General features: G+C 71.7%; 14 protein-coding genes. 13 read left to right on the top strand and 1 reads right to left on the bottom strand.

The window, feature by feature from the left end; all coding sequences use genetic code 11:
* Positions 1-20: 20 nt before the first annotated feature.
* Positions 21-1,871 (bottom strand): thiamine pyrophosphate-requiring protein, encoded by a 1,851-nt coding sequence (locus KBX00_RS28700; RefSeq protein WP_210831185.1) that lies wholly within the window; start codon positions 1,869-1,871, stop codon positions 21-23.
* A 137-nt stretch (positions 1,872-2,008) separates the two neighbouring features.
* On the opposite strand from KBX00_RS28700, the gene KBX00_RS28695 reads away from it, so the two are divergent.
* The 13 genes from KBX00_RS28695 (at position 2,009) to KBX00_RS28640 (ending at position 15,023) form a co-directional block, all read left to right on the top strand.
* A complete protein-coding gene (locus KBX00_RS28695; protein WP_210831184.1) occupies positions 2,009-3,100 on the top strand; it encodes a DNA glycosylase AlkZ-like family protein in 1,092 nt (363 codons plus the stop codon).
* A gap of 313 nt (positions 3,101-3,413) precedes the next feature.
* Complete coding sequence (locus KBX00_RS29555) at positions 3,414-3,545, top strand: hypothetical protein (protein WP_301548804.1); 132 nt, start codon at positions 3,414-3,416, stop codon at positions 3,543-3,545.
* 81 nt (positions 3,546-3,626) lie between these two features.
* Complete coding sequence (locus KBX00_RS28690) at positions 3,627-4,103, top strand: hypothetical protein (protein ID WP_210831183.1); 477 nt, start codon at positions 3,627-3,629, stop codon at positions 4,101-4,103.
* Positions 4,104-4,107: 4 nt separating this feature from the next.
* A complete protein-coding gene (locus KBX00_RS28685; protein WP_210831182.1) occupies positions 4,108-4,845 on the top strand; it encodes a sulfotransferase family 2 domain-containing protein in 738 nt (245 codons plus the stop codon).
* On the top strand, positions 4,803-6,179 hold the full coding sequence (locus KBX00_RS28680; RefSeq protein WP_210831181.1) for an MFS transporter: 1,377 nt from the start codon (positions 4,803-4,805) through the stop codon (positions 6,177-6,179). Before KBX00_RS28685 ends, KBX00_RS28680 begins: the two co-directional genes overlap by 43 nt.
* Entirely contained in the window at positions 6,176-7,630 is a 1,455-nt protein-coding gene (locus tag KBX00_RS28675; protein ID WP_210831180.1) for a hypothetical protein, read from the top strand. Before KBX00_RS28680 ends, KBX00_RS28675 begins: the two co-directional genes overlap by 4 nt.
* A gap of 145 nt (positions 7,631-7,775) precedes the next feature.
* Positions 7,776-10,016, top strand: coding sequence for a tetratricopeptide repeat protein (locus KBX00_RS28670; protein ID WP_301548803.1), 2,241 nt, complete (start codon positions 7,776-7,778; stop codon positions 10,014-10,016).
* A gap of 110 nt (positions 10,017-10,126) precedes the next feature.
* Positions 10,127-10,684: an RNA 2'-phosphotransferase gene (locus KBX00_RS28665; protein WP_210831178.1), complete on the top strand. Its 558-nt coding sequence runs from the start codon at positions 10,127-10,129 to the stop codon at positions 10,682-10,684.
* Between the two features lie 33 nt (positions 10,685-10,717).
* Positions 10,718-11,014, top strand: coding sequence for an ArsR/SmtB family transcription factor (locus KBX00_RS28660; protein WP_374225387.1), 297 nt, complete (start codon positions 10,718-10,720; stop codon positions 11,012-11,014).
* On the top strand, positions 11,014-11,400 hold the full coding sequence (locus tag KBX00_RS28655) for a VOC family protein (RefSeq protein WP_210831186.1): 387 nt from the start codon (positions 11,014-11,016) through the stop codon (positions 11,398-11,400). Before KBX00_RS28660 ends, KBX00_RS28655 begins: the two co-directional genes overlap by 1 nt.
* 36 nt (positions 11,401-11,436) lie before the next feature.
* Positions 11,437-12,309, top strand: a complete 873-nt coding sequence (locus KBX00_RS28650; protein ID WP_307869105.1) for an RNA methyltransferase — start codon at positions 11,437-11,439, stop codon at positions 12,307-12,309.
* A gap of 69 nt (positions 12,310-12,378) precedes the next feature.
* Positions 12,379-12,921 carry a hypothetical protein gene (locus KBX00_RS28645; RefSeq protein WP_210831176.1) on the top strand — a complete coding sequence of 181 codons (543 nt, stop codon included), beginning with the start codon at positions 12,379-12,381 and terminating at the stop codon, positions 12,919-12,921.
* Positions 12,922-12,950: 29 nt separating this feature from the next.
* Positions 12,951-15,023, top strand: a complete 2,073-nt coding sequence (locus tag KBX00_RS28640; protein WP_307869107.1) for a PucR family transcriptional regulator — start codon at positions 12,951-12,953, stop codon at positions 15,021-15,023.
* Positions 15,024-15,125: the final 102 nt, after the last annotated feature.

The following is a 15,125-nucleotide window of genomic DNA, read 5'->3' as shown; positions in this document are numbered from 1 at the left end:
GGGGGTGGGGTGGGTTCGGGTTAGGGGCGGCGGGGGCGGTAGGTGGTTACTGCGCTGGGGATGCCGCGGCGGACTATGCCGGCCCAGTCGGTGTCGCCGCGCAGCATGGCGGCGGCGGTCTTGCGGGCCTGGTCGACGGTGAAGTGTGGCGGCATCATCAGCTCGGCGGGGTCGACCAGCGCGTTGATCACCGTGGGACGGTCGGCGCGCAGCGCCCGGTCCCAGACGTCGGCCACCTGGTCCGGGTGGTCGACCAGCTCGCCGCGCAGCCCCAGCACCTCACCCCAGCGGTGGTACGCGATGTCGGGCAGCTGCTGGCTGTCCGGGAACATCGGGGTGCCCTCGGTGGAGCGCTGCTCCCAGCTGACGAAGGCCAGATCCCGGTTGTTGAGCACCAGCACCACGAACCGTGGATCGGCCCAGCCCTGCCAGTACTTCGCCACCGTGATCAGCTCGTTGACCCCGTTCATCTGCATCGCGCCGTCGCCGATCAAGGCCACCAGCGGGCGGTCCGGGTGGGCGAACTTGGCCGCCAGGGCGTACGGCATGGCACCGCCCATGGACAGCAGGGTGCCCGACAGGCTGGCCAGCATCCCCGGACGCACCTTGACGTGCCGGGCGTACCAGGCGGTCGTCGTGCCACAGTCGACGGCGAGCATCACGTCGTCGGGCAGGCGTTCGCTGAGGCTGGTGAAGAGCAGCTGCGGGTTGACCGGGTCGGCGTCCTGTTCGGCCAGTTCCCGCTGCGACTGCCGCCACGCGGCGGTGGCCCCGGCGACGGTCTCTCGCCAGCGGGTCGGACCCGACCCCGGCCCGAGGGCCGCCAGCAGGGCCCGCAGGGTCGGCGCGGCGTCGCCGGTCAGGTTCACCTCGGTCGGGTAGCGCAGACCGAGCTGGGTGCCGTCGTGGTCGATCTGCACCGCACGCGCCTGCCCGGGCGGCGGGTAGAACTCCGAGTACGGCATGTTGCTGCCGACGATGAGCAGCCGGTCGCACTGGTTCATCAACTGCCAGCTGGGCCGGGTGCCGAGCAGACCGATCGCGCCGGTCACCCACGGCTCCCGGTGGTCCACCGCGGTGAACCCGAGCAGCGCCGTCGCCACGCCCGCGCCGAGCCGGTGGGCGATCTCGCGTACCTCGTTCTCGGCACCGAGCGCACCCTGGCCGACCAGCATCGCCACCCGCTCGCCGCTGCCCAGCACCTGTGCGGCGTGCCGGATGTCCGCATCCGGCGGCGTCGTCGGACCGCTGCTCGGCACGCTGCTGGTGTGGTAGAAGCCGTGCGCGTGCGGCGGGTTGGGCACCGCCGGCAGGTCCTGCACGTCGAGCGGCAGCACCAGGGCGGTGACGGTACGCCGGGCCAGCGCCGTCCGGCACGCCCGGTCCACCAGGTGGCGTACCTGGGACGGGTGGTCGAGCTGGGCCAGGAACGCCGCCGCCACGTCCTTGTAGAGGGCGAGCAGGTCCACCTCCTGGTAGTAGCCGCCCCCCTCGGCGGTGAGCGCGGTGTGTCCCACCAGCGCCACCACCGGCTGGTGGTCCAGCTTGGCGTCGTAGAGGCCGTTCAGGGCGTGGATGGCACCCGGCCCGCTGGTGACCAGCACCGCACCGAGCTGCCCGCCGCCGTACTTGACGTGGGCCGAGGCGGCGAACCCGGCGGTCTCCTCGTGCCGCACCTGCACGAACTGCACCTGTTCGTCGGTGCGTTGCAGGGCGGAGGTCATCCCGTTGATGCCGTCGCCCGGGAAGCCGAAGTAGCGGCGCACACCCCAGCAGGCGAGCCGCTGCACGACGTGGTCCGCCACGCTGGCGTCACGGGGCAACGGCCACGGATCGTCCGGCACGAGCGTGCCGACATGCTTTGCGCTCACCTGGATCGCCTTCCGGGTCGGGCTACCGGCACTCCGCCGCAACTTCACTGATGTTGCGGCGTCGCAGGTGCCAGAGGCGGCGATATCCCCGAAAGTGCGCGGATTGAGCGAGCCGGTCGGCCGGGTAGGGTCGCGGCATGGTCGTACATCGACTGACGCGGGACGACGCCCGGCGGATCGCGGTCCAGGCCCAGTTGCTCGCCGTGCCGCGCCCGAGTGACCTGGTGGAGGTCGTCGAGCGGCTCACGATCCTGCAACTCGATCCCACGGCGGCTGTCGCGCCAAGCGCCGACCTGGTGCTGTTCAGCCGGCTCGGTCCGACCTACGATCCCGCGCAGCTGACCAGGGCGATCGAGGTCGAGCGCAGTCTGGTCGAGACCGTCGCCTACATCCGGACGCCGACCGACCTGCCCGCCGTGATCGCCGAGTCGCGCGCCGCGACCCACCCGGCTGCCCGAGCCTGGCTGGAGCAGAACGCGTCGTTCCGCCGGGACATCCTGGCGGTGCTGGCGGCGAAGGGGCCGCTGCTGTCCCGGGACGTTCCCGACACCAGCGCGGTGCCCTGGCCGTCGAGCGGCTGGACCAACAACCGCAACGTCACCAAGATGCTCGAACTGCTGGCTCGACACGGCGAGGTGGCGATCTCCGGCCGCAAGGGACGGCAGCGCTACTGGGATCTCCCCGAGCGGGTGTACCCGGTCGACCTGGCCGACCTGGATCCGGGCGAGGCGGCCCGACTGCGCGACGAGCGCCGGCTCGCCGCGTTGGGCATCGCCCGGTCCGGTGGCCCGCTGACCCCGGGTGAGTCGCCGTTCGTCGGCGTCGCTGGGGAGGAGGCCGTGGTCGAGGGCGTGCCCGGGACCTGGCGGGTCGACCCGGCGTACCTCGGGCTGCCGTTCGAGGGGCGCACCGCGTTGCTGTCGCCGTTCGACCGGCTGATTCACGACCGGGTACGCACCGAGCAGTTGTTCGGCTACGAGTATCTCCTGGAGATGTACAAGCCTCGGCAGAAACGCCGCTGGGGCTACTTCGCCCTGCCGGTACTCCATCATGACCGGCTCGTCGGCAAGCTGGACGCGACCGCCGACCGCAAGGCGGGCGTCCTCGTCGTCAACGCCCTGCACCAGGACGTCCCCTTCACCCGGGCGATGTCCGCCGAGGTCGACGCCGAGATCGAGGCTCTCGCCACCTGGGTCGGCTTGAAGACCACCCGGTCCCAGCCGGCGTAGTCGCCGCCCTGACCGCGCCGGCTGGCCGGCCGATGAACGCGTGACCGTTCCCGGCCCTGCCCGCTCGCCCCGGTCGACGTTAAGCGCTCAAGGCCGTCGGCGTGACCGCTCCCGCACGCTGCGGTCCGACCGGGACCTGCCGGTCAACTGCCGGTCAATCTCCTGGATGACCCCAGGACGTGGAAATAGCGTCCCTGATAACCGCTGCGGGTGACATTTCTGTCAACGGGACCCTCCCGCAGCGGCTCATCCAACACCTGCTCGTGCCGACCGGTCAGCGACCTCGGCGCGGGCATCAGGAAGGGAGAGCGCAATGTCGGAGATCACTGAGGTCGTGGAGACCGAAATCGCCGAGCAGGCCACCCCCGAGGTCGAGGACTCGGCCGAGGTCGCCGAGGTCCGTCAGCCGTCGACCCGCGTGATGTGCTGCGACCAGGCCGTCTGACGCGAACCGGTGGTCCGGGCCGGCGACGCCGGCCCGGACCACCACCACACTCCGCCTCGACCGATCGAGATTGGCTGCGACATGACAGAGATCGTCGTCAAACCCACCGAGGACCTTCGCTGGGAGGTTCCCCACGACACCTCCGCCAACCGGATCGCCGACCTCGCCGAGGTGCGGCGGTACATCGAGGCGATCGACTTCGGGCCGCTCAAGCAGCGGCTCACCCAGGGGCGCGACGTGCTGGGCAGTGAGTGGAGTCCGGCCCGCGCGGACTACTACGAGCGGCTCTACAAGAACTGGCTTTACCTGCGTCGTCGGTACGAGGGTGAACTGCTGCCGCCGCACATCGACATCGACGAGTTCTGGCACGGGCACATTCTCGACACGCACGCGTACTTCGCCCACTGTGACCGGATCTTCGGCTACTACTTCCACCACTTTCCCTACTTCGGCACCCGGGGGCCGGCCGACCGGACGAACCTGTCGAACGCCTGGCAGCAGACCCAGGACAGGTACCACGCCGAATTCGGCGACTACATCTACGACTTCGTGGAGTAGAACGGTGACGTCCGACCCGCTGCTGTGCTACGTCCACATCAACAAGAACGCCGGCAACAGCATCATCGAGGCATTGCTGAACAACTATCCCGGCCGGTTCCGGCAGTACCTCGTCTCCGGCCGGAGAAGCACCGGGCGGCCGGGCGCCAAAACCGTCGACAGCCCGGACGAGGACGTGCGGCAGATCGTCTCGGAGATCAGCGAGGGCCAGCACCGCCACGACGCGATCGCACTCAACCTGCCGGTCGGCATCCACCGCAGGATCGACCGACCGGTCCGGTACGTCACCATGCTGCGCGAGCCGGTCGACCGGTGCGTCTCCTACTGGTACTGGGCGTACCGCAAGCGCGCCACCGGCAACCTCTGGGCCGCCCTGCAGGCCGGGCTGCCCGACGGTGTGGCCGGCCTGCCGCTGCAGTTCCGCGACGACCAGGTGCGCTTCCTGTCCGGTACGACGAATGTCGAGACCACCGACGGCGACCTGGCACGGGCGATGAAGGCCGTCGAGGAGCACTTCGCCTTCGTCGGCACGGTCGAGCGGTTCGCCGAGTGCCAGGCCCGGCTCGGCGAGCTGTTGTCCTGGCGACGGCCGGCCACGTTCCACCTGAACAGCGGCGAGCGAGACGATCAGCGGCTGCTGCCACCCGAGGCCGTCGACATCTTCCGTGCCGCGAACACCCGGGACCTGGAACTTCACACATGGTTGACGCGAAGCTACCTGCCGTCGGTTCTCGGACGCTGACCGGCGGCACGTCCGCCCCGGCCGCGGGCGCGCCGTCGAGCGAGCCGCGCGTCGAACGCCTCGCCATCGTGGCCAACATGGTCATCGTCCCGCTCTGCTTCGCCACCGGCCGGCTCAGCGCGGATCTCGTCCAGTTGTACGGCGTACAGACACTCGGTCTCACCCCGGCGCAGGTCGGCACGGCGTTGGGGCTGCTGGTGCTGAGCGTGCCCGCGCAGCTGCTCGCGGTGCGACTGCCCCGGCGTCTCGGGTTCCGGCGCACCATGCGACTCGGGTACGCGGGCGTGCTGCTCCTGCTGGTGCTGCTGGCCGCGGTGCCGGAGCTGAGCCGGTGGGGGACCACGGCGGTGTTCGTGGCGTTCGTGGCGGTGCTGCTCGCCATCGAGGTGGCGATCTCGGTCAGCTGGGGTGTGGCGTGGCACCCGTGGATGCGGGCACTGGTGCCGCCCGGCCGCCGGCCACGGTTCGTCGCCCGAATGCAGTTCGCCACCCAGCTGCTGAACGTGCTGCTGCTGCTCGGCTTCGGCCTGCTGGCCGGTGCCGTCGTCGACCGCAACGAGTACCGCATCCTCCTCGGTGCGCTGGCGGTGCTGCTGATCGTGTCGATCACGACGCTGGGCCGTCTGCCGCGCACGCCGGCGCCGGCCGGCGCGCACCCCCAGGCTCTCGGCGAGCTGCGCGCCGCCGCCACGGGTCTGATCGCCGACGGCCCGCTCCGCCGGCTCAGCGTCATCTTCCTGCTCGACACGGTGCTCGTCACACCGCTGCTGGCGATCTACGCCGTGCTGCACCTGGGCATCCCCGCCGGCACCGTGGCGGTGATCCTCGCCGTACGCGCACTGGCCGCCCCGATCAGCCTGCTGGCCTGGAGCCGGGCCGCACACCGGCTCGGCACGTACCGCCTCATCGGTTACACGATGGCCGGCACGGTGCTCACCCGGCTGCTGTGGGTCTTCGTGCCGACGACCGAGGGCGCCGCCAGCGGGGCGAGCATCGCCGGCTTCGCCGCCATCGTCGTCGCCGCCGCGGTCTGCGCCGCCGGCTACGGCAACGCCAACCTGACCACCTGGTACGACGCCGTGCCGGACCACCACTCCCGGGCGATGTTCACGCTGCGCGACGTGATCGCCTCGTCCAAGCTCCAGCTCTACTCGGCGGCTGGCGGCGCGGTGCTGGCCGCGACCGCGAGCCTCGGTGCCGCCTCGTACGGCCCGATCCACGTCGACGCCTACAAGCTGCTGATGCTGGCCGGTGTCCCGGTCGCGGTGGCGATCGCGCTGCTGTCTCGTCGGGCGCAAGCAGAGCGGCCGCAAGAAGAAGGGTCATCCCGATGAGCACCCATCCCCTGATCGAGTCGCTGCGGCCCCCGGTGGCCACGATCCTGGACACGCTCGCCACCGCCGAGGCCCGGTACTGCCTCGGCGAGACCACGACGTTCGAGCCGGCGAAGATCCACGCGGCGTGGCCGGAGGTGTTCCGACCGGAGACGGTCAGCGCGTTGCGGGCCGCCGGCATCGCGGAAGGGGCCGGGCGCCCCTTCGTCGCGCTGGTGCTCCAGGCGCTGATCGAGGCGGAGACCACCCCGCTGCACGCCCTGATCGCCGAGCGGGAGAAGGCGGTCACCGTCACCGACGCCAGCGGCGCGCGAGTCGATCTCGCCCGCGCCCGACGCTCCGCGGCACGCGACGTGACAGCCCCACAGCAGCACCTGCACGAGCGGTACGACCGCGAGGTCGCGCCGCTGTGGCTGGAGTCGCAACAACGGCGGCTGGCCCTCGTCACCGCGGCCGGCTACCGCGACCTGATCGACTACGCCGACCGGGTGCAGCGACACGATCTCGACCGGCTGGAGCGCGAGGCGCGGGAATTCCTCGACGTGACCCGAGCGCAGTACGAGTCGATCCGGCGTCCCCGATTCGCCGCCGGCTCCTGCACCGTCGCCCAGCTCATCGGAGCGGCGCGCACCACCTTCGCCGACCCGGTCGACCTGGCGACCTGCCTGCCGCTGCTGCACGCCCTGGTCGGCGAGCTGGGGCTGGAGTTCGACCCACGGATCCGGCTCGACCTGGAGGCCCGCCCCGGCAAGGTGCCCGGCGCGTACTGCCTGCCGGTGCGGGTGCCCGACGACATCGTCGTCGCCGTGTCGGCATCCGGCGGGGTGGGCGACTGCCGGCCACTCTTCCACGAGGTCGGGCACGCGCTGCACTTCGCGTACACCGGCCCGGACCTGCCGGTCGACGGACGCCGGATGGGCGACGAGGGGCTGGTCGAGGGCTGGGGGGTGGTCACCGAGAACATGTTCCTGCACCACGGCTGGCTCAATCGGTCGTTTTCCCGGCGCACCGCGACGGCTCTGGGCCACGACACCGCCCAACGACTGCTGATCGTCACCCGGGCCCAGTGTGTCCGACTGCTCTTCGCCGTCGACGCCGCCCGCCGTCCGGCTGCCCCGACGGAGCTGCGGTCCCGGTACGACCAGCTGATGGCCGACCATCTGGGCGCGCGACCCGGACCGATCGAGTACCTAGAGGTGCTCTGCGGCGACTTCGTGAGCGCGACCCGGCTGCGCTCCTGGGAGTTCGGCACCTCCATCGGCGGGCTGCTCGCGCACGAGATCGGTCCGGACTGGCCGGGCGATCCACGGGCCGGGCGGTGGCTGCGCGAGCACTGGCGGGTGGGCGTCACCCACACCGCGACCGAGGCCATCGACCGGTGGGCCGCACCACCGGTGAGCCTGGCCGCGGTGGCGGAGAACCTCGCCGGCAGCATGGTCCACGCTTGCTGACGTCGATGGTCCGCCCGCCATCCCGGCCGTCGGGCTTCGGCTCGACAAGGGCAACGCCATCCAGTAGAAACCATCACCGGACATCCATTTACCCGTCGAGAGGCCGAGCGGTCCATTTCGGACCATAGGCCATGAGTGGATGGGCATGGCCCGGTTTAGTCAGATGGTGACGGCCCACCGGCGGCGGCTCGGGTTGACCCAGGAGGATGTCGCGGCCGCCACCGGGCTGGCCGTACGCAGCATCCGGGACGTGGAGAGCGGGCGGGTGGCCCGGCCGCGCGCGTCGACGGTCCGGTTGCTCGCCGAGGCGTTCAACCTGTCCGACGCCGACCGGGTCCACTTCATCCACGCCGCCGACCCCGATCTGGCCGCGTCGGAGGGGGAACGACCGCAGCAACTGCCGCTGGCGGTGCCGGGCTTCGTCGGCCGCTGCGCCGAACTGGAGACTCTCGACTCCGGTCGCCACCCGGAACCGGCGAAGCGTCCCGCAGTGGCCATCTTCACGATCTCCGGAATGGCCGGGGTGGGCAAGACCGCGCTCGCCCTGCACTGGGCGCACCGGGCCGCCGGCTGGTTCCCCGAAGGCCAGCTCTACGTCAATCTTCGCGGCTACGACGAGGCCGACGTGGTCGATCCGAGCGACGCCCTGCGCGGCTTCCTCGAGGCGCTCGGCGTGCCGGCCACCGGCATACCGGCCGGGTTGGACGCCCGCGTCGGACTGCACCGCAGCCTGCTGGCCGAGCGGCGCATGTTGCTGGTGCTCGACAACGCCCGTGACTCGGCACAGGTCCGACCGCTGCTACCCGGCGCGGGCGGCTGCGTGGTCGTGGTGACCAGCCGGGACGAGCTGTCCGGGCTGATCGCGGCGGAAGGCGCGCACCCGATCCGACTGAACGTGCTCACCGGCACCGAGTCGATGAGTCTGCTCGCCAGTCGGCTCGGCGCCAGTCGGCTGGCCGCCGAACCGGCCGCCGCGGCGGACATCATCGACTCGACCGGCCGGCTGCCGCTCGCGTTGTCGATCGTGGCGGCCCGGATGGCGCTGCACCCCGGCTTTCCGCTCGACGCCTTCGCCGCCAGCCTGCGCCCGAACGAGACGATGCTGGACGCGTTGGCCGACGGCGACGTACGCGCCGTCTTCTCCTGGTCCTACCTGTCGCTGAGCCGGCCGGCGGCCCGCCTGTTCCGCCTGCTGGGGTTGCACCCCGGCCCGGATCTGACCGCCGAGGCCGCGGCGGCCCTCGCCGGCCAGACCCCGACCTGCGTCGCGTCGTCGCTGCGGGAACTGACCCGGCGGCACCTGCTGGCCGAGCACCTGCCCGGCCGGTACGCCTTCCACGACCTGCTCCGCGCGTACGCGGCCGAGCTGACCCGGTCCGCCGGAGAGGCCGACGAGTCGCGGCAGGCACGCCACCGGCTGTTCGACTACTACCTGCACAGTTCCTATCCAGCGGCGGTGCTGCTACAGCCGCAGTGGCCGACGATCGACCCGGTTCCTGCGGTGCCGTCGAACGTCAGGTCTGTCGCGAAGGATCACGATGCCGCGCTCGGCTGGTTCGCGGCGGAGCATCAGGTGCTGCTGCGGGCGGTGCGCCAGGCCGCCGAGACCGGCTTCGAGGCGTATGCCTGGCAGCTGGCCTGGGCGCTCACCACGTTCTTCGCCCCGCGTGGTCTCTGGCAGGAGCAACGCGCCGCCCAACAGGTCGCCCTCGCCGCAGCCGAGCGCGTCGACGACCTCGCCGGCCAGGCCGTCGCCAACCGGTTGCTGTCCCGCGCCCAGACCCGACTCGGCGACCTCGATGCGGCGGAGAAACGGCTGCTGCGCGCACTGGATCTGCACCGGCGACTGGACGACCCGACCGGCCAGGCGCTGACGCTGCACAACCACGCCGAGGTCTGCTACATGCGAGGGCGCCCGGCGGAAGGGCTCCGCCACGGTCGGGAGGCGCTGCGGCTGTACCGGTCCGTCGGCAACCGCGCCGGAGAGGCGCGGGCGCTGAACGCGGTCGGTTGGCTCTACGCCGCCACCGGGGACTACCCACGGGCGATCGAGAGCTGCACGGAGGCGCTCGCCCGGCAACGCGCGAGCGGCGACCACAACGGCCAGGCAGCGACGTTGGACAGCCTCGGTTTCGCCCACGCCCGGCTGGGCGAACACGATCGGGCGGCCGACTGCTACGAGGAGGCCATCGCGCTGTTCCGCGAGTCCGCGGACCGCTATCACGAGGCCGAGACCCTCCAGCGGCTCGGCGAGGCGCGCGAGGCGACAGGCGACGTTCCCGGGGCCGTCGACGCCTGGCGACGGGCGGCGCAGATCCTCGACGATCTCGGTGACCCGGCGGCCGAGGACGCCCACCGCACGCTGTCACGGCTGTCGCCACCCTGACCACCGCGCTGCCGGCCCGCGCTGCGCCCGCGGCGCCGGTGCGGCCCGCCCGGTGGCAGTGCTCGCGGGTTGCGGCATCTTGGGGTGTCAGCGGAGCGGGAGGGCGCAACATGCCGCAACTCGCGAGCGTGCCGCTGCCCGCCGCCAGCAGGTTCCTCGCGTACGTGCTCCGGCACCGCCCGGACACCATCGACATCACCCTGGACGAGAGCGGGTGGGTCGAGGTGGACGTGCTGCTCGAAGCGCTGGCCCGGCACGGTCGTCCGGTCAGCCGGCAGATGCTCGTCGAGCTAATCGCCGGTACCGACAAGCGGCGTTTCGAGCCGCACGCCGGGCGGATCCGCGCCGCGCAGGGCCACTCGGTCGGCGTCGACCTGCGTCTCGAACCCGTGACGCCGCCGTGGTTGCTGTATCACGGCACGGTGGCCCGCCACCTGCCCGGCATTCGTGCCGAAGGGCTGCGACCACGCGGTCGTACCCACGTACCCCTGTCGGCGGACCGGCGGACCGCCGTCACGGTCGGTGCCCGACGCGGTGTCCCGGTCGTGCTGACCGTCGACGCGGCCGGCATGTACCGCCACGGGTTCGTCTTCTACCGGGCCGACAATGGTGTCTGGCTCACCGACCACGTCCCACCCGGCTGGATCACCGGTGGCGGTTCGGCTTGACATGCAAGTGGCCACTTGCCTATAACTGTGCCTGTGGACGCAGACCCTGACCTGTTCAAGGCCATCGGTGACGCGACGCGACGCACGATCCTGGACGAGTTGATCGACCGGGACGGTCAGACGCTCTTCGAGATCTGCGGCCGGCTGATCATGAAGCACAACCTGACCTCCTCGCGCCAGGCGATCTCACAGCACCTCGCGGTGCTGGAACAGGCCGGCCTGGTGCGCACCCGGCGTGAGGGCCGGTACAAGTTCCACCACATCGACACGAGCCCGTTGCGGTCGATTGTCGAGCGGTGGCCCATCGACCGAGAGGCACCAGATCCGTGATCCGTATCCACGTCACAAGCGTGTTCGTCGACGACCAGGCCAAGGCACTCGCCTTCTACACCGAGAAGCTGGGCTTCATCAAGAAGAACGACCTGCCTGCCGGTGAGGCCCGCTGGCTCACCGTCGTCTCGCCGGCCGACACCGACGGGGTGGAGCTGCTGCTGGAACCGGCCGGCCACCCGGCGGTGGGTCCGTTCCAGCAGCACCTGGTCGCCGACGGCATCCCGTTCACCTCGTTCGCCGTCGACGACGTGTACGCCGAGGTCGAGCGACTCAAGGGACTGGGCGTCGAGTTCACCCAGGAGGCGACCGACATGGGCCCGGTGGTCACCGCCGTGCTCGACGACACCTGCGGCAACCTGATCCAGCTCGCCGCCATGAAGTAATCCTCCCGCCGATTCTGTCGGACGGTCACATCGCAGGTGCCGGCGTACCGCCGGCACCTGCGATGTCCGGTGTCGGGGGTAGTCCGGCAGAATCGGCGGGTGCCCGTCCACCTGATCACCGAGCCCGACGACGAGCGGATCGCCGACTACCGGGCGCTCACCGACGTCGAGCTGCGTACCCGCTGGGAGCCGCCACACGGCCTGTTCATCGCCGAGGGTGAGCTGGTGCTGCGGCGGGCGCTGCGGGCCGGCTACCCGGCCCGGTCCTTCCTCGTCGACGCCAAGCGAGTCGACCAACTGGCCGACCTCGACACCGGCGACGCCCCGGTGTACGCCGCCACCCCCGACGTGCTGCGCGAGGCGACGGGGTTCCACGTGCACCGGGGCGTGCTCGCCTCGTTCCGGCGCAAACCGCTGCCGGCCGCCGCCGAGGTGCTCGCCACCGCCGGTCGGGTAGTGATCCTCGAAGACGTGAACAACCATACGAACCTGGGCGCGATTTTTAGGGCGGTGGCGGGGCTGGGGGTGGACGCCGTGCTGCTCTCGCCAACCTGCGCCGACCCGCTCTACCGGCGCAGCGTACGGGTCAGCATGGGTGAGGTCTTCGCCGTGCCGTACGCGAAGCTGGAACCGTGGCCGACGGCGCTGGCCGACGTGCGGGCCGCCGGGTTCACCGTGCTGGCGATGACGCCGGCCCCGGACGCGGTGCCCATCCAGCGGCTGGAGCCGGGCCAGCGGTCCCGGGCCGCGCTGCTGCTCGGTGCCGAGGGCGCCGGACTGACCGGCGCGGCGATGGCGGCCAGCGACGCCCGGGTGGTGATCCCGATGCGCCGCGGCGTGGACTCGCTGAACGTCGCCGCCGCCACCGCCGTGGCCTGCTGGGAACTGGGCCGCGACGACCCGCTCTGAGGTCTTCGAGGGCCGCCCGGATGGGCGTAGATTCCGCGCATGCGGACCGGCCGGACACCAGCGGCGTGGGTGGCCCACGCCGTCGGGCTCTGCGGAGCGGCCGTCCTGCTCTGGGCGTTCAGCGTTCCCGGCGTCGCCGTGTTCTCCACGCTCGTCGGCCTTGCGATGCTCGGCGTGGCGGCACTGCTCTGGGCCGTCGCGGCGCAGTTGTCACACTCCGCCGGCCGAACGTGGCCGTTGTGGCTGCCGATCGCCCCGGCGCTGGCCATCGTCACGCTGGCGCTGCTGACCACGCGGGCACCACTGCATGCCCGTTGGGAGTTCAGCCAGGACGCCTTTGACCGCGTGGTGGCCGAGCTACCGAAGTCCAGCGCGGATACCTCGTTCGAACCCGTGAAGGTGCCGGAGCGGATCGGCGGTTACCGGATCATCAGCGCCAATCTCGTACCGGGCGGAGTGATCCTCTACGGGAGCAATGGTGCCTTCTTCAATGATGCCGGCTTCGCCTATCTGCCGGATGGCCCGAATCCCTCCCTCGACCACGGCGGCTTCGAGTCTCCGGTGTTCCGGCCTCTCGGTGACGGTTGGTATCGCTGGACCGCGAGCTGGTGACCAGCGGGCGCGGCGGCTGACCGGCGGTTATCGGAGTCACAATCACGGACGGTAGCGTGTCGCGGGTGTTCCCTACCGTGCGTGAGGTCCTCGCCCTGGACCCGGTCCGCCACGGCGCGCCGCGCCTGGTCGCGGGGGAGGTCGGGCTGGACCGCCGGGTGCGCTGGGTGCACGTCGCCGAGGTGCCGGACATCGCCACCCTGCTCGGCGGCGGCGAACTGGTGCTCACCACGGGGATCGGGCTGCCGAGCGACGACGCCGGGTTGCGGGCCTTCATCGGTGACCTGGCCGGCGTCGGCGTCTCCGGGCTGGTGGTCGAGTTGGGTCGGCGCTACCTCGACGGCGTACCCCGGGTGATGGTGGCCGCCGCCGAACGCCACGGCCTGCCGCTGGTGGAACTGCGCCGGGCCACCCCGTTCGTGCGGATCACCGAGGCGGTGCACGCCCTGATCGTCGACGCCCAGCTCACCGAGCTGCGGGCCACCGAGGAGATCCACCAGCGGTTCACCGAGCTGTCGGTGGAGGGCGCCGAGGCCGGGGAGGTGGTCCGGCAGGCGGCCGAGCTGTCCGGCTGCCCGGTGGTGCTGGAGAACCTGTCCCGCCAGGTGCTGGCGTACGACCCGGCGGGCGAGAGCGCCGAGCTGCTGCTGGACGGGTGGGAGCAGCATTCGCGGCGGATCCGGCCCGAGGGGCGCACGGCGTACGACCCGGACCGGGGCTGGCTGGTCACCATGGTGGGTGCCCGGGGTCAGGACTGGGGTCGGTTGCTGCTGCGCTGGCCGCCCGGCGCTGACCTGGCCGATGGGCAATCGTTGTCGCCGCCCGCCGCGTCCGCCCCGGTGCCGGCCCCGGAACGGGCCGGGGCGGCCCCCGGACAGGCCGACGCGGTCCCGGCCGGACGCGGCGATTCATCCTCGGCGCCGCCGACCAGGCTGACCATTCTGGTGGAGCGGGCGGCGTCCACGTTGGCGCTCGGTCGGCTGATCCGACGCGACGCCGAAGGGCTGGAACGGCAGCTGCACCGGACCCTGCTCACCGCCCTGCTCGATCACTCGTGGCCGGTGGACGAGGTGGCCCTGCGGGCGCGGGCGCTCGGGGTGGTGCTGGAACGCCGTCTACTCGTCGGTGTGGTGGTCCGGCACCGGGCCGACCACGGCGGCGAGGACCTCGCACGTCACCGTCAGCCGGCGAGCAGCGGTCCGCTCGTCGAGTCAGGACACCCCGGCGAGCTGCTCGATCACGCCGACGCCGGGCCGGCCCGGCTGCGCGACCTCGCCGAGGCTGCCGGACAGGCGTTACGGGAGGCCGGGCTGACCGGGCTCACAAGTGCGCTGGACGATCAGACGGTGGGTGTCCTGCTCGCCCTGCCCGACGCGGCGGCGGAGGAGCGGTCGCTGGCTGCCTTCGCCGCCGCGCTGCGCCGGTCGCGCCCCGACCCGCCGGGGCGCGCTGCTCCGTCGGGCCGGGCTGACTCGCCTGGCCGCGCTGACCTGTCTGGCCGCGCTGACCTGTCTGGCCGGGCTGACCAGTCTGGGCGCGCTGACCTGTCTGGGCACGCTGACCTGTCTGGCCGGGTTGACCAGCTGGGGCGCCCTGGCGCGCCCAGCCGTTCCGATGACGCGCTGGCACCGAGTGCCCGCCGACGGTCCGTCGCCGGGCTGCTGATCGCCGCCGGCTCCGGTGTGGGCAGTCTGCGGGAGGCCCGCCGGTCACTGATCGAGGCCCGTCAGGTCGCCGACGCGGCCCGCCGGGACCGACGCGACCTGCCGATCTTCCGACTGCCGCACGTCGGGCTGGCCGGACTGCTGCACCTGCTCCGCGACGAGCCCCGGGTGCAGACCTTCGTCGAACGGCAGCTCGGCGCGCTACTGGCCTACGACGCGCAGCACCCCCGGGAGCAGTTGCTCGGCACCCTGCGGGCCTACCTGGAGCAGGGCCGGAACAAGTCGGCGGCCGCCGCCGCCGCGCACCTGTCCCGCCCGGCGTTCTACGAGCGGCTGGCCCGCATCGGCCGGATCCTCGACGTCGACCTCGACTCGGTCGACGCCTGCCTCTCCCTCCACGTAGCCCTCCTGGCCCTAGAAGCCATCCGCACCCCCTAACCACCCCCTTCCACCCCCTTCCCCACCCCCACCTCCGCCAGCTTCGTCGATCATGAAGTTGTTGTCGCGACACGTCGATATCGATGGCAACAACTTCATGAT

The organism is Micromonospora sp. C95, from assembly GCF_018070465.1.
In the GTDB taxonomy this organism is placed as follows: Bacteria; Actinomycetota; Actinomycetes; order Mycobacteriales; family Micromonosporaceae; genus Micromonospora.
Note: the sequence above shows the minus strand (reverse complement) of the source record. Positions and strands in the feature narration are given on the sequence as shown.

What these genes read in the sequence shown, in the direction of transcription:
- KBX00_RS28675 (WP_210831180.1), top strand. Translation starts at nt 6,176, where the DNA reads ATGAGCACCCATCCCCTGATCGAGTCGCTGCGGCCCCCGGTGGCCACG.
- KBX00_RS28690 (WP_210831183.1), top strand. Translation starts at nt 3,627, where the DNA reads ATGACAGAGATCGTCGTCAAACCCACCGAGGACCTTCGCTGGGAGGTT.
- KBX00_RS28665 (WP_210831178.1), top strand. Translation starts at nt 10,127, where the DNA reads ATGCCGCAACTCGCGAGCGTGCCGCTGCCCGCCGCCAGCAGGTTCCTC.
- KBX00_RS28680 (WP_210831181.1), top strand. Translation starts at nt 4,803, where the DNA reads ATGGTTGACGCGAAGCTACCTGCCGTCGGTTCTCGGACGCTGACCGGC.
- KBX00_RS28695 (WP_210831184.1), top strand. Translation starts at nt 2,009, where the DNA reads ATGGTCGTACATCGACTGACGCGGGACGACGCCCGGCGGATCGCGGTC.
- KBX00_RS29555 (WP_301548804.1), top strand. Translation starts at nt 3,414, where the DNA reads ATGTCGGAGATCACTGAGGTCGTGGAGACCGAAATCGCCGAGCAGGCC.
- KBX00_RS28670 (WP_301548803.1), top strand. Translation starts at nt 7,776, where the DNA reads ATGGCCCGGTTTAGTCAGATGGTGACGGCCCACCGGCGGCGGCTCGGG.